This window comes from Bradyrhizobium genosp. SA-3 (genome assembly GCF_004212635.1).
GTDB lineage: Bacteria > Pseudomonadota > Alphaproteobacteria > Rhizobiales > Xanthobacteraceae > Bradyrhizobium.
In genome coordinates this window covers 1-13,370 of sequence record NZ_PSRT01000187.1, presented here as the reverse complement: position 1 = coordinate 13,370, position 13,370 = coordinate 1, and the positions used below count along the sequence as shown (strand labels likewise).

Genomic DNA, 13,370 nt, shown 5'->3' with positions numbered 1-13,370 from the left:
TAGGACTTCGAGGGTGCGCAAATGGCCGCTCTGGGTCATTCGCGTCGCTGTCCGGTATGGCCGCGCGACCATCGATGTCTGCTTCACCCCGGAAGCGACTGACCTATTGCGTTGCCGCGAACTGACGCGAAGGGCCACAACCGGACAGCCTCGCAGGCAGCGAGCAATCTGGCGCACGACCGCGCAGTCCTTCCCTTCGGGTTGCGTTAAGGCAAGTAGCGGGGTTTCCGAAATTCCTCATCGATGCATCCACGCCCTCGAAATCGAAAGCAGTGTGTGACCGATGACACTGAGGAGCGCGGCGATGCCCCATATAGTGAACATGTTCTCTTTGTAGCTTGCAGAAAAGCCAGCGCCTTCGGCGATCGCATCGCCGATATACTTCCACCAGCCGGTGAGAGTGCCCGGCAACCCGCCAGTCGCATCAGCAATCGCAAGCGTGACTCCCGAGATCACGGGGAGATAGAAGACGAGAACCACGCCTGCGGCGAGAACACGGAAAATGAATCGCATGAGACCTCCAATGTGCGGCAATGATGGCCGCGAACTCACCGAGCGGTTGTCTATATGTGAGTCCCTTTGAGGACAGCACCTCGAAACAACGTCCGCTTCGCTTGCACTCATGAATGCGCGTATCTGCCCCTGCGGTAACCCAGGTCCAGAATACGATGGCGGATTTTTTCATCGCCCACGCGGCCGGCGTCGTGACTCACCGTCACTGTACGGACACCTGGCATTCGCTGCAGGGCATTCTCGATCTTCGTCGCGCAAGAGGCGCAGTCCATTCCCTCCACACGGAAACGCGTCTTCGCGGATGAGGCGGTGCTATTCATGGTCGCTTCCTCGGGTAAGGCGGGAGAGGTCGAGTTCATGTTTTTCCCTCCTCGCGCAGCCGTGTGTAGAGGGCTTCAACTGCATCCGAGAAATCCTTTGAGGCATTCCGTGTACAGTAGTCCTCTAAGAACTGCAGTTGCCTCCTGACGTCGAACGTCATCGGAGCGAGATTGAGCCCCTCGTCAACACCGGGCGGCCTGCTCGACAGGATTCCACTCATGAACCCTTGCGCCCAGGCCAGATAGTCTCTCCTGAGCAAGGGATTGGATTTAATGTCATCGTTGAACCGCTGGCATGTCGCAGCACCCGGGCCGACAATTGTCGCCTTGGGCGCCTGCGCGCGAAGATCACGCGATGCGTCTGCCGCCACGACGGCGGTGAAGGATAGCGTCATGATGAAGAACAGACGACTGACGTATCGACCGGGCACGCGCGTGCAGGCCTGCGCCGCAATTGGGCGGTCGTGGTTGAGGCACCAGATTGCACGTCCATTCAACATCCTGCCGTCGGTCCTTGTTTCTTGAACTTTACCTGACCCGATTTCTCCTCGGCGGTTTTGATGGTGAGGGTGATCGTAGCGTCCGGCGCTATCGGGTTCTTCGCGTCGCCCTTCAGAGAATTCTCACCCTGCGACGTAAGTGAAATTGTCTCGCGATTACTACCGCTGACGATGAGCGCCGCTGCCGTGAAACGGTCTGTCGGAACGGGCTTCGCGGCATTTGGAACAAAGACATTGATCGTGACCGTGTTCCCCGCGGTCATGAGTTCCGCATCGACGCCAGCAACGTCGAGCGTCAGGCCGCCGTTGGGACCCTTTTTGTACTCTTCGGCGGAGGCCACAACTGCGAACAATACGGCAACAATCAACAGCGGCGCGTATCTCATGAGGGTGCTCCCTCTTGGGCGGGTGATCTCCGCACCTGGCTTTCCTACAAAATCGAATACTTCCCCACGCCAGATCAGGCCGATCTGTCAGCGGCCTTCAAATACGTCACAGGCGACGAACGGGTTTGCGCCGGCCTAATCAGGTCTGGCGCTGCGGCCGATAGTGCGGTCGACGTCGGCGACCGCCCCGTAGAGGCGCTGCCGCGAGAGCCAATGAAGATCGTCGATGCGTTGCACGATTCCTACCACAACCGGCACGTGGTGGCGTCGCGCAAGCTGCTCAAGCGAGAAAATGGACCACCAGGCGCGAAAGGCGAGTCGCGTCCAAGCGCGCGCGTCCCAGCCGAGCAGGAGGACATCCGGCGCAAACCTGCGCACCGCACGATTCAGGTTCCACGGGTACATGACGATAATGCCCAGGCGCACCGGTCGCGCCCCCTCCCACGGAAAGGATCTTGCGACGGCGGCAAAGGCAAATACGACTGAGCGACGGGCCACGTCGCTGGCAACCAGCCTCTCGATGACTCTAGAGACAAGTCCCGTTTCCTTCACCTCCACAAACAGTTCAAGGTCAGTTGGTGAAAGAAGCGACAGTGCCGCATCGAGGGTAAGCGCATTCTCGACATGACGCGGCGGGTCGTGTGACACCACCAATGTGTCGGAATCCGCTGCAAGGCAGACGTCGAATTCGACACCAGATATTCTGCCGTCACGGGCGGCACGTGCGAACGCGGCGAGCGAGTTTTCACCCGGACCCGCGGACCATCCACGATGCGCAATAAGCTTCATGACGAGGTCCGTAAAGCCAAGCTCGCCATGCAATCTCCCCGTAGAGAGAAATGTCAATCCGCGGCCACGACGTTGACCCATGATTAGCGTAGGGCCAAAAGGCGACGCCACCGAAACAGCCGGTTTTGGGTCATTCGCGTCGGTTTGAGTGCGCGCTGATCACTTCCGCTCTACCCTGGTGACCAGACAATTTCGGAGCCCGTTCGGACTTCGCATTTAGGCCAGGAACGGACTCATGCACCGCAGTAACTGGCAGTTCTATTCGATCACCTCGTCGGCGCTTCGGGACGCCACCCCTCGACGTAGATTACTGTATTGCTTCTCCGTGCAACGCGAGGTCGAGACCTTCGCGCTCCATCTCCTCCGACACCCGCAAGCCGACGAACAGCTTGACCCCGTACAGGATGATCAGGCTGACGACGGCGTCATACACAAAGACCGTGGCGACGCCGATGCACTGGTTGATGAACTGTCCCGGATTTCCTTCCAGAGCACCCGCGGTGCCGCCATACTGCTCGACGGCAAATATGCCGGTGAGCAGTGCGCCGACGATGCCGCCGACGGCGTGGACGCCGAAACAATCGAGAGCGTCGTCATAGTTGAATATACCCTTGAGCCCGGTGCATCCCCAGTAGCAGAAGACACCGGCCGCGATGCCGATCACGAAGGCGCCGATCGGGCCGACGAAACCGGACGCAGGCGTGATGGCGACGAGGCCTGCGACCGCACCCGAGCAGATGCCTACGACCGTCGGCTTGCCCTTCAGCGACCACTCGACCAGCATCCAGGTGAAGCTGGCGACCGCCGTTGCGATCTGCGTCACCAGCATCGCCATGCCGGCCTGCATGCCTGCCGTGACCGCGGATCCCGCGTTGAAGCCGAACCAGCCGACCCAGAGCAGCGAGGCGCCGATGAAGGTCAGCACCATGTTATGGGCCGGTCCCGTCTCCTTGCGTTTGCCAAGCATAATGGCGCACATCAGGCCTGCCACGCCGGCATTGATATGCACGACGGTCCCGCCAGCGAAATCCAACACCTTGACCCAGGCGGCGTCGTTGCCGGAGGCGAAGATACCGTCAGGTCCCCACACCCAATGCGCGATTGGCGCATAGACGAAGATCGCCCACAGGCCGATGAACCAGAGCATCGCGGAAAATTTCATCCGCTCGGCGAAGGCCCCTGCGATCAGCGCCGGCGTGATGATCGCAAACGTCATCTGGAAGCAGATGTAGACGCTTTCGGGAATCGTCGCCGCGAGCGGGTTGGGGTTGCCGATCCCGCCTTTGCCGATGTCGCTTAGGATGTCCTTCAGGAATATGCGGTCCAGCCCGCCGACGAACGGCGTGCCGGCGCGGAAGGCCAAGCTGTAGGTCAGGATGGCGAACAGGATCGTGACCAGGCACGTCACGGCAAAGCTGGTCATTACCGTGTCGCCAGCGTTTTTCTTGCGCACCAAGCCGCCATAAAACAGCCCAAGCCCCGGGATTGTCATCATCAATACGAGCGCAACAGACGTGAGCATCCACGCGGTGTCGCCGGAATTGGGAGTGCATTTTTCCAAAACCTTGCCGCCGCAGGCTGCCGGGACCGCGTCTTGTGCGAGCGCGACGCCACCGAATGCAAGATAGAGAAGCGCAGTCCCCAAGAGAGCCGTCACAAATAGCACGAGTCTTTGGCGCGCGTTTGCCATTGTCTCCCTCCTGGTCGCAAGAGGTGTCGGTGAAGGCTTATACAGCCGCTTCGTCCGTCTCTCCGGTGCGAATGCGAACGGCGCGCTCGACTGGCGAAACGAAGATCTTGCCGTCGCCCACCTCTCCGGTTCTTGCGGCATTTTGTATCGCCGCAACAACCCTGTCCGCCTGCTCAGAGGTGACCACAAGATCAATCCTGACCTTCGGCACAAAGTTCACGGCATACTCGGCGCCGCGATAAATCTCCTTGTGGCCCTTTTGTCGGCCGAATCCCTTGATCTCGGTCACGGTCATGCCTTGCACGCCGAGAACCGTCAGCGCGCCCTGCACCGCGTCGAGCTTGAATGGTTTGATAATGGCGCTGACTAGCTTCATGGCTTACCTGCCTTTCCCTGATGCCAGGGTTGGACAACGCCAATGACAATTTCCGCATCCACTTTAGTTAAGTTTTAAACAAGATTCATGCCATTGGCGACCCGCGGGTAACCCACTGAAACACGGTCGATTCCAACCCACCAGCTCGGAACGGTCTGGTGCTTTTGCCATTTCTGATGGCAGCCCGCGCCCATAAAACGGGCAGGGCCTGCGGCGATCGAGCCTAGCGCCGTCCTTCCGCTCCGGGTCACGAACGACAAAACTCAACGTGAGTATAACGCGTCCGCTTTCGGGCGCATCGCAACCAAAGCGCTCCTTGGCCGGACATGTTGAGCCTACCTGCCGACGATGATTCAAGCTCCCTAAATCAAGGGCCGAATCATGCGCTACGAACTCACCGACAATGAGTGGTCTGCCATCACGCCGATGCTGCCGAATAAGCCGCGCGGCGTGCCACGAGTGAATGCCCGTAGCTCCAGGCCCGTCTTCCCGTTCGCGTATGCCTTGTTATGGAAGAACTAGGCCTTTGGGTGAGCAGGCCGAGTCCGCGGGAGTCCACCGCGCGCTTGCGACATCCGCATTGACCTCAGAAACAGACATCAGCGCCGCCTATCCGCAAGTCCGCGAGGGGCCACATCCGGACATGATCAGCCACGGAGAGGGCCTCACGGCGCTGGGCTCAGTGGGTGCCCAGCACCATCTCCCATCACTTGGTTCTCGGAACCTGGAGGCGTAGACTGTCATCAACCTATCTCGGAGGCATGCCTTGGCCAGCGAGCGCGTCGAGCGTCGGCTCACTGCCATTTTGGCAGCCGATGTTGCTGGCTACAGCCGATTAACTGGCCTGGATGAAGAGGGCACGCACGTCCAGCTCCAGGACCATCTACGCACCCTCGTCGATCCCAAGATTGCCGAACACCGCGGCCGTGTTGTCAAGAACACCGGCGATGGGCTGTTGGCTGACTTTAGCAGCGTAGTGGACGCAGTGCGCTGCGCTCTTGATGTCCAGCGCGGGATGGCCGAGCGCAATGCCGAGGTGCCAGATGAGAAGCGCATCGAGTTCCGGATTGGCATCAATGTCGGCGACATCATCATCGATCGAGGTGACATTTTCGGCGATGGCGTGAACGTGGCAGCGCGTCTGGAGGGATTGGCGAAGCCCGGTGGCATTTGCATCTCCGATGACGCGCACCGACAGGTTCGGGGCAAGTTCGATGTCACCTTCGAGGATGCAGGCGAACGGCAACTCAAGAACATCGCACGGCCGGTGCGTGTCTTCCGAGCCGCTCTTGATGACGCGCGGCCCGCCAAGCCAAACTGGCCGCGGCACAGTGCGGCGCCGGCTGTACGTCGCGACAGGTGGGGTGCGCGCCTCACGGCGATCGGAGCCGCAGTCGTGCTAATCGCCGGCGCTGGTGGCGCGGCATTGTACTTCCACCTCGGCCGAGCGCCCATCGTCTCACAGATGCAGGACAAGCTGGCAAAGCCCTCGGAGCGCTTCTCCATCGTCGTGCTGCCCTTTATCAACCTATCCGGCGATGCGAGCCAGGATTATCTGGCAGACGTCATCAGTGACGAACTGACCACCGGGTTCTCGCGTTTTCGCGACAATTTCGTCATCTCCCGCTCGACTGCTTTCACCTACAAGGGCAAGCCAATCGACGTGCGGCTGATCGGCAAGGATCTAGGTGTGCGCTATGTGCTGGAAGGCAGCGTGCAGCCGACTGGCGACCGGCTGCGCGTGCATGCCCAGCTCATCGATACCGAGAGCGATGCGCACCTCTGGGCTGACCAGTTTGACGAAAATCGCTCCGACCTCTTGCAGATGCAAGATGCCATCGTTACGCGCATCGCGCACGCGATCGGTATCAAGATGACTGCAGAAAGAGCCCGTGGGCACAATCTCGCGCAGCCAATCCCAGTGCGGAAGACCTTGCGTGGCGCTGCACCGCGGCCATTATGCGCATGTATTTGACGCCGGCACTCGATTCCGCCTACCGCCTGTGCGAGCAGGCGTTGCAGATCGACCCTGAGAATGTTCGCGCACTGTCCCTCCTGTCAATCAGGTTCAGCCATCGCGTTTACGTTTTCGCGAGTCCCGATCGCCAAGCTGATCTTCGCCGCGCGGACGAACTTGCCTCCTTAGCCATAAAGATCGATCCGGACAACTTCCTGGCTCACTCGGCGAAAGGCGATGTTCTACTGGTGGCGGGGCGCTCTCGGGAGGCGATTGATTCTTATCAGCGCGCCCTGATGTTAGCTCCCAGCAGCATTCCGCCGGGATTGGCTTTGGCCTACAGTTATGCCGGTGAGCCAGAAAAGGCCATCGCCTATGCCGACAAGGCGATGCGGCTCAGCCCGCACGATCCCTTTTCCACGCCGCTGTATCTCGCCAAGGCTCTCGCCTTCAGCATCTTGCAGGACTATGAGGAGGCGCTTGTATGGATTGACCGGGCTGAAGCTGCTTCTCCCGAGATTCTGCTAATCGGATTTGTGCGGTCTGCGCTGCTTGCCTTGGCGGGTAAAGAGGCAGATGCGCGCGCAGCAATGCAGCGATATTTGGCGAACGACAATGCCCCTATCAGGACCATCACTCAATGGAAAGCTCGAAGGCAAGGCGTACCGTTGCCATCCTATAGTCCTCGTTTTCTTATGTGGGGGCTAAGATTCAACGAGGGGCTCCAAAAAGCTGGACTGCCGGAGTGATCAACGCGGTTGCCAGCGCCGACGAGGCGATCGAAATCGCGGCTCGCTGCATGTCTCTTATGGGTCATGAGCGTCGGTTTGAGCGTTACCGGGTGACTTCCGGTCTCACCTCCACTTCGGACGTTTCCCGTGCCGCGCGAATGGTCGCGAAGGGCCAGGTGCGGACATCCACCATTATTCGGCGCAGTCGTTACGACCGTCGGTCAACACTATCCGATACTCACCTCTTTCCGTAATCCGTGAAAACGTAGTCGCGGTTCTGCACCACCGAGTGGCACGAGAACCCGCACTTCGCGTCGTTTTCCTGCGGCGGATTGTCCGCTGCAGTGGCGGGCTTAAACGTATCGGACGCGGCGTCATAGTTGAACTCGGCCCATCCCCATCCGCCGCTGTCCGCGAACCTCTTGCTGTCCTTCACCATGAAACCAGCGTCAAGCTGGGTACCTGGCACCGTTGGCTGACCGGGATACGTCTCTTGTATTTTCGGCTTCCAATGAATTTTCGCCATCTTGGCGCCGTCTGGGAAAGGCTTGCCATTGCGGGGCACGCCTTCCTTATAGGCGTCGATCATTAGCGGATTCCCCACGATCACAGCGATCTTGCCTCCGCTCTCGCTCATCGCGATCACTGGCCACTCCTCGTATCCCCTAAACTCAGAGAACCCGAGGCCATACGGTACTTGCACCGTGTATTTGTCCTGCGCGGAAATTGCGACACCAGCCGCAAAAATGGCGATCGATACCGAAATACTGAGACTGATCAGCGTGTTTTTCATTGTCGCATCTCCTAACCCCGTTGTTGGAAATTGCGTCGTCGCATTGTTTTCTCCGAGGCCTAGGGCTGCGCTGCCCGTTGCTCACGAAGAACATGATTACAGCATGGATTTGCACGCTGCGAAATGGGTCCGATACCATGGTGCATATCAGTATTCCTGAACTGTCCACGATGCTCGCTATGGGTGGTCAAAAGCGGAAGTATCAGTGCCATAGTCTTAATGCTGGGCCGTGCTGCATTTGCCGGCCTTTCGTCGACATCGGCGCGTTGGCTTGAGGTATGGCTTGGTGCATACTGTGCAAACGTCGTCTGTTTGCTTGGTAAGAATAAAATTCGCGACTTTGCAGGCGTCGTCTCCGAGACGGCGGACATATGGCAAGAAGCTCGACATGTCGGACAGCGCGAAGAAGGCATCAGGGGCGCGGTGTATTGTCCCTACGGTAGGACTCGTCTTCCTTTCAGTCACGATGCGCTCGATAAGTCTCGTTGCAAAAGCAGGAGATTGTCATGCACACGAATTCGTCGACGCCGACCCGACGCAGTGTTCTTCGGATCGCGGCAGCCGGTCATAAAATGTCGATGCGCATCTCTGCGGCGGCTGATTTGGCCGTCGCTGCCGCTACTATGGCGTGGGCTCAGGACAAGGGTGGCGCGGCCGCCGAGAGCATCATACCGGGAGCCGCAGCCAAGCCAGGGCCTTTTGTGAAGGCGCCGAGATGAAGCGAACCGTTACGACCGATTACAAGGCCGGCCGGGGGACAGGACCTCGTGTACGTTCAAGGCTATCCGCTCCTGCGCAAGTAGCTACACCGGGTAGCCGCCATCACTGTCAAACACGGATTCACATGTCTTTTGTTACTCGGCTCGCCCGATTCTCGACGATGAGAGCCCTGTCGAGTCGTCCTGTATCCCGGCGAATCGTCCCGCAATCCGAACTCATCCAGAGGCAATTGAAATGACTACGCAATCGTCACATGCTAGCCCGATCCTGGTGACCGGCGCGGGTGGCGCTGTCGGTTCCATCGGCCGCAATCTCACCGAAATGCTGCTCGCCAAACGGCGCAAGGTGCGCGCCCTGGTGCGCCGCGAGGATAAACGCGCCGAGGCCCTGCGCCAGCTCGGCGCCGAGGTCATGCAAGGCGACCTGACCGACCTCACCGCGATGCACCGCGCGATCGAAGGTTGCGCGAGTGTATATTTCGGCATGTCGGTTTCGGCCGATTACCTGACGGCCACGGTCAACACCGCCGCCGTGGCGCGCCATCACAGCGTCGAAGCGTTCGTGAACATGTCTCAGATGACCGTTACGCAGATGAGCATCACCGAGAGCACCGACAGCCCGCAGCACAAGCTCCACTGGCTGGCTGAACAGGCTTTGTCCTGGTCGGGCCTCCCGGTCGTCACCATGCGGCCCACGGTCTTCCTCGAAGGGTTCTTCCGTCTTTTCGCTGCCCCGAGCGTGCGGGACGCCGACGAACTGGCGTTGCCAATGGGCGGCGGCAAAACCTCACCGATTTCGGCTGTGGACGTGGCGCGCGCCGTATCGGTCGTCCTCGAGGATCCCACGCCGCACATCGGCCAGATCTACAATCTGACCGGCTTTGAATCGGCTGATCTGGAGCACTACGCGCGCGTGTTCTCCAAGGCGCTGGGTCGCACGATCCACTATCGCGACGTGCCGCTCGCCGACTGGAGCGAAAAGCTTCTGGGGGCTGGCGTGCCCGCGCACATCGTAAAGCACCTTTCCGTGATGACGGAGCTGAACAAGCAGGGCCGCTACGACCGTATGACCGACGACCTGTTCAAGCTCACCGGCCAGAAGCCGATCAGCATGTACGACTTCATCAGGTTGCATGCCGCTGAATTCACGCGGGATGGAACCGCGGCTTGAGCGGGCCATTCGACGGGGCCTTTACTTTTGCGAGGCGTTTATCTCTGTGGCACTGCGGCGAACTAGCGTCAACTTTTCGGGAAGACCGGTTTGGTCAAAATGCGAAGAACTCGGGGTCAGCCGCTATGGCTCACCGACCGGACCTCAAACCGAACAGGCCTCGCTTCGCTGATGGGCCAGATCCGGACTCGCCGCAGGCTGCGGCTTCCAATTTGCTCGCGGTCGTTCGTGGATGGCCAAAAGACCTATGACAACTCTTTTTCGAATTTTTCCGCATCGACGGCTAGACCATGTCGGCATGGACAGGTCTCGGTCGTCCTTGGGTGGACACTTCACGCAAGGGCTGTAGATGAACCCAGCACACGAGAAGTGATGTTGTCACCTCAAGCCTGTGAAATTGAACTGGAGCAAGACCCATGAGAATCACCGTCGAAGCCAACGTAGCGGCCCCGATCGATCAGGTCTGGCGCGCGTATACCACGCCGGCCGACATCGTGAAGTGGAACGCTGCGTCCGACGACTGGCATACGACCAAGGCTACGGTCGACCTGCGGGACGGTGGCGCCTTCTCGTCCCGCATGGAGGCCAAGGACGGCAGCATGGGGTTCGATTTCGCCGGCACCTACACCAAGGTCGTCCAACACAAGCGGATCGAATACGCGTTCGGCGATCGAAAGGCCGAAGTCGAGTTCCTGCCCGGCCCCAAAGGCATTGTCATCCGTATTGTCTTCGATAGCGAACCGACCCACTCAGTCGAGCAGCAGCAGGGCGGTTGGCAAGCAATCCTCGACAATTTCGCGCGATACGTGGAGGCGAATGAGAAGTCGTGAGGGTGTGTAAGGGCTAGAGATGAAAGTCATCTGACGGGCGTTCCGCGGCTCACGGATGGGCCGGAAGGCGACATCAATCGATCACCTTGTCGGCGCGGACTAGCAATGTCGGGGACAGCTCGATTCCCATAGCGCGAGCGGTATGGAGATTGATGTTGAGCGCGAATTTTGTGGGACGTCCGAAGGGCAGGTCACGTGGCTTTTCGCCTTTCAACACGCGATCAAGCTGCAAGATCATGTGCCGACCAACTTCGGCAAGATCGGGCCCGAAAGACAACACCCCCCCGCTTTCGGCCCAATCGGACGAAGGAAAGACTGCAGGCTTGTTGCTTAAACCGATCAACTTGACAACCTCGGCCTTGTGACCGGACAGCACGACATCCGGCGGAAACATGAACGCGTCGAACCTACTCAGGACTTCCGGGCTCAGTGCGGTCGCAAGATCGGCCGGATCGGCAATCTTAATTATTTCGACATCAAAACCCAGCTTGCGACCGGTGTCCTGAACCGCACCAAGGCTCAGATTGCCACCGCCTGTTATGGCCGTAACGGCGGCGAAACGGACGGCGCGGGGTGCAATCTCGCGCAGCAACTCAACGAGCTTTATGTCCGTTTCCTCGGCAAAAATCGCCATTCCCGTGACGTTGTGGCCGGGATGAGCGAGGCTTTCAGCCAGACCCGATGCGACAGGATCAATCCCGACAATGGCAACAATCGGAATAGTTTGCGTGGCTCTGTATGCCGCGATCGCTGCAGGAAAGCTCTGCGCGAGGATTGCGTCGATGCCGCCTTCCCGCACGACCGCCTCGGCAAGCCCGGGAAGATGATCAATTTGTCCTCCAGCGCTTCGCACATCCAATCGGATATTGCGACCTTCGACATAACCAAGGTCCTGCAGGTTTTTGCGAAGGCCAGCCAACCCCGACGGGTCAACTGGCGACAGCAATACAACATGAACTGATCTCGCCAGAGTTTGGCCGCTTGCAGTGGCCACGCTGCAGCGGCACCAAGTGCCGTGATGAACGCCCGCCGGGACTAGACGGCTGCCTCGTTCGCAAATCAGTTGTTATGGAAAAGTCGGCCGTTGGCCGAGTACCGTGCGGAAACAAGATCATCCGCTCCTGAAGGTCCGCTTCGCTCATCAAGCGGATGTGTTGAGGTAGTCGCTTCTTGACCCAAATCAGACGTTGCGCAATCCGACAAGAAACGTTGTGCGGGGATCGTCGAACAGCTCGCTGCAAAACAGAAGGGACAGCCCGCAGTTCGATGCAGCCTCACGCCCTCCATCCGGCCTTACCCAGACCGTCGATGAGATGCGCGTGGTCTTCTGGCCGAAACCACGGAGCTCTGTTGCGGACATACATATCTAATGCCCCCGGTGCGCACGAGACGGCCTTTTCCAGTTCTTCCTTCGCTTCCGCTGTGCGGCCAAGCTGGCCCAGCGCTGCCGCGGACCAGCGGTAGATCATCGGAAAATTGGGATACGACCGGATCAGACGTTTTGCGGCCTCGATCGATGCCTCGTATTCGCCGCAGAAATATAAACCGCACGCAATGTGCAACAAGCGGACCGCCAGATAGGGGTCGCGGGGATCGAGCCTGATACACACGTTGAGAGCCGTGACCCCCTCCTTGGGCCGTCCGGCAAAGATCAGCGTCGCGCCTCGATGGCCATGCGCGATCGCCAGATTTGGACTCATAGAGAGAGCTCGCTCGATCTCCGCCAACGCATCGTCAGCCTCGCCGCGTGCTTGCAAGGCCCAGCCAAGGCACGAACGGGCCTCGGCATCGGCACCATCGAGCGCGACCGCCCGGCGGGCCAAGGCCTCCGCCGAGCGTTGCGCGTCTCGCAGGCCGATCTTCTGGTAGAGCGCGGCCGCTTGCAGCTGGTACAGAGCGAGCGCGCTGTAGCTGCCGCTGAAGGTCGGGTCGAGATCGATCGCCTGTCTGAAGAATTTCTCTGCGCTCTCATCGTCCTCTGCGGTCGCTTTGCTCAGATGCCACAGGCCGCGCTGATAGGCTGCCCAGGCATCAAGGCTGCCCGGCGGCTTGCGCATGGCGCGTCGGAGCTCGGCGTCTGCAATGGCGGGGGCGAGCGCAGTCGTCAGCGCTTCGGTAAGCTCATCCTGCACGGCGAAAATATCCGCGAGATCGCGGTCGTAGCGCTCGGCCCACACATGATTGCTGGTCGCCGCCTCTATGAGCTGCGCGGTCACGCGGATCCGGCTGCCGGCCTTGCGCACGCTACCTTCGAGCACGTATCGGACGCCGAGCTCGCGCCCGACCTGTCTCACATCAACCGCTCGCCCCTTGTAAGTGAACGACGAGTTCCGCGCGATGACGAACAATGAGGGATAGCGCGATAGTGCCGTGATCACATCTTCGGCTATACCGTCGGAGACGAATTCCTGCTCGGGGTCGCCGCTCATATTGGTCAGCGGCAGCACGGCGACAGACGGCTTGTCAGGCAACGCGAGCGCCGAAATCTCGCGTTTGGGCGCCGCAGTCCGCGGGCCCGGATCGATGATGATGCGGTAAACGTGGACAGGCCTGGCGATGTTCTTCAGAGTTTGCTCACCCGCTTCCTCAACGTCG

Annotated in this window: 14 protein-coding genes and 1 pseudogene; 5 read left to right on the top strand and 10 right to left on the bottom strand. The window is 59.8% G+C overall.

Annotation, left to right across the window (positions count from 1 at the left end; translation table 11 throughout):
- Positions 1–237 precede the first annotated feature (237 nt).
- From CWO91_RS38235 to CWO91_RS38205, 7 genes are all read right to left on the bottom strand, one after another.
- Positions 238–513 (bottom strand): hypothetical protein, encoded by a 276-nt coding sequence (locus tag CWO91_RS38235; protein ID WP_130220564.1) that lies wholly within the window; start codon positions 511–513, stop codon positions 238–240.
- A gap of 107 nt (positions 514–620) precedes the next feature.
- Positions 621–872 carry a heavy-metal-associated domain-containing protein gene (locus CWO91_RS38230; protein ID WP_433995604.1) on the bottom strand — a complete coding sequence of 84 codons (252 nt, stop codon included), beginning with the start codon at positions 870–872 and terminating at the stop codon, positions 621–623.
- A complete protein-coding gene (locus CWO91_RS38225; protein ID WP_165405996.1) occupies positions 869–1,333 on the bottom strand; it encodes a hypothetical protein in 465 nt (154 codons plus the stop codon). Before CWO91_RS38225 ends, CWO91_RS38230 begins: the two co-directional genes overlap by 4 nt.
- Complete coding sequence (locus tag CWO91_RS38220) at positions 1,327–1,719, bottom strand: hypothetical protein (RefSeq protein WP_130220563.1); 393 nt, start codon at positions 1,717–1,719, stop codon at positions 1,327–1,329. Before CWO91_RS38220 ends, CWO91_RS38225 begins: the two co-directional genes overlap by 7 nt.
- Before the next feature lie 135 nt (positions 1,720–1,854).
- Positions 1,855–2,508 carry a glycerophosphodiester phosphodiesterase gene (locus CWO91_RS38215; RefSeq protein WP_165405995.1) on the bottom strand — a complete coding sequence of 218 codons (654 nt, stop codon included), beginning with the start codon at positions 2,506–2,508 and terminating at the stop codon, positions 1,855–1,857.
- 307 nt (positions 2,509–2,815) lie between these two features.
- Positions 2,816–4,198, bottom strand: coding sequence for an ammonium transporter (locus tag CWO91_RS38210; RefSeq protein ID WP_130220561.1), 1,383 nt, complete (start codon positions 4,196–4,198; stop codon positions 2,816–2,818).
- Positions 4,199–4,235: 37 nt separating this feature from the next.
- Positions 4,236–4,574, bottom strand: a complete 339-nt coding sequence (locus CWO91_RS38205; protein WP_130220560.1) for a P-II family nitrogen regulator — start codon at positions 4,572–4,574, stop codon at positions 4,236–4,238.
- A gap of 381 nt (positions 4,575–4,955) precedes the next feature.
- On the opposite strand from CWO91_RS38205, the pseudogene CWO91_RS44795 reads away from it, so the two are divergent.
- The 3 genes and pseudogenes from CWO91_RS44795 to CWO91_RS38195 all read left to right on the top strand — a co-directional run.
- A pseudogene (locus CWO91_RS44795) lies at positions 4,956–5,045 on the top strand (IS5/IS1182 family transposase); the annotation flags it as partial.
- Positions 5,046–5,340: 295 nt separating this feature from the next.
- Positions 5,341–6,549 carry an adenylate/guanylate cyclase domain-containing protein gene (locus CWO91_RS38200; protein ID WP_130220559.1) on the top strand — a complete coding sequence of 403 codons (1,209 nt, stop codon included), beginning with the start codon at positions 5,341–5,343 and terminating at the stop codon, positions 6,547–6,549.
- Positions 6,534–7,280, top strand: coding sequence for a tetratricopeptide repeat protein (locus CWO91_RS38195; protein WP_130220558.1), 747 nt, complete (start codon positions 6,534–6,536; stop codon positions 7,278–7,280). Before CWO91_RS38200 ends, CWO91_RS38195 begins: the two co-directional genes overlap by 16 nt.
- Positions 7,281–7,500: 220 nt before the next feature.
- On the opposite strand, the gene CWO91_RS38190 is transcribed toward CWO91_RS38195, so the two are convergent.
- Positions 7,501–8,055 (bottom strand): cytochrome P460 family protein, encoded by a 555-nt coding sequence (locus CWO91_RS38190; protein WP_130220557.1) that lies wholly within the window; start codon positions 8,053–8,055, stop codon positions 7,501–7,503.
- A 954-nt stretch (positions 8,056–9,009) separates the two neighbouring features.
- Between CWO91_RS38190 and CWO91_RS38185 the strand changes: the two genes are divergently transcribed.
- Both CWO91_RS38185 and CWO91_RS38180 read left to right on the top strand, forming a co-directional pair.
- Positions 9,010–9,945, top strand: a complete 936-nt coding sequence (locus CWO91_RS38185) for an NAD(P)H-binding protein (protein ID WP_130220556.1) — start codon at positions 9,010–9,012, stop codon at positions 9,943–9,945.
- 416 nt (positions 9,946–10,361) lie between these two features.
- A complete protein-coding gene (locus CWO91_RS38180; protein ID WP_130220555.1) occupies positions 10,362–10,775 on the top strand; it encodes an SRPBCC family protein in 414 nt (137 codons plus the stop codon).
- Positions 10,776–10,848: 73 nt separating this feature from the next.
- On the opposite strand, the gene CWO91_RS38175 is transcribed toward CWO91_RS38180, so the two are convergent.
- The gene (locus tag CWO91_RS38175) at positions 10,849–11,769 is read right to left on the bottom strand and encodes an ABC transporter substrate-binding protein (protein WP_165405994.1); all 921 of its coding nucleotides are present in this window, start codon (positions 11,767–11,769) and stop codon (positions 10,849–10,851) included.
- A 280-nt stretch (positions 11,770–12,049) separates the two neighbouring features.
- Entirely contained in the window at positions 12,050–13,246 is a 1,197-nt protein-coding gene (locus CWO91_RS38170; RefSeq protein ID WP_130220553.1) for a hypothetical protein, read from the bottom strand.
- Positions 13,247–13,370: the final 124 nt, after the last annotated feature.

Bases quoted from the DNA above. Each gene is read 5' to 3' on its own strand.
- CWO91_RS38235 (WP_130220564.1), bottom strand. From the start codon at position 513: ATGCGATTCATTTTCCGTGTTCTCGCCGCAGGCGTGGTTCTCGTCTTC.
- CWO91_RS38185 (WP_130220556.1), top strand. From the start codon at position 9,010: ATGACTACGCAATCGTCACATGCTAGCCCGATCCTGGTGACCGGCGCG.
- CWO91_RS38230 (WP_433995604.1), bottom strand. From the start codon at position 872: ATGAACTCGACCTCTCCCGCCTTACCCGAGGAAGCGACCATGAATAGC.
- CWO91_RS38205 (WP_130220560.1), bottom strand. From the start codon at position 4,574: ATGAAGCTAGTCAGCGCCATTATCAAACCATTCAAGCTCGACGCGGTG.
- CWO91_RS38210 (WP_130220561.1), bottom strand. From the start codon at position 4,198: ATGGCAAACGCGCGCCAAAGACTCGTGCTATTTGTGACGGCTCTCTTG.
- CWO91_RS38225 (WP_165405996.1), bottom strand. From the start codon at position 1,333: ATGTTGAATGGACGTGCAATCTGGTGCCTCAACCACGACCGCCCAATT.
- CWO91_RS38220 (WP_130220563.1), bottom strand. From the start codon at position 1,719: ATGAGATACGCGCCGCTGTTGATTGTTGCCGTATTGTTCGCAGTTGTG.
- CWO91_RS38215 (WP_165405995.1), bottom strand. From the start codon at position 2,508: ATGAAGCTTATTGCGCATCGTGGATGGTCCGCGGGTCCGGGTGAAAAC.
- CWO91_RS38195 (WP_130220558.1), top strand. From the start codon at position 6,534: ATGCGCATGTATTTGACGCCGGCACTCGATTCCGCCTACCGCCTGTGC.
- CWO91_RS38180 (WP_130220555.1), top strand. From the start codon at position 10,362: ATGAGAATCACCGTCGAAGCCAACGTAGCGGCCCCGATCGATCAGGTC.
- CWO91_RS38190 (WP_130220557.1), bottom strand. From the start codon at position 8,055: ATGAAAAACACGCTGATCAGTCTCAGTATTTCGGTATCGATCGCCATT.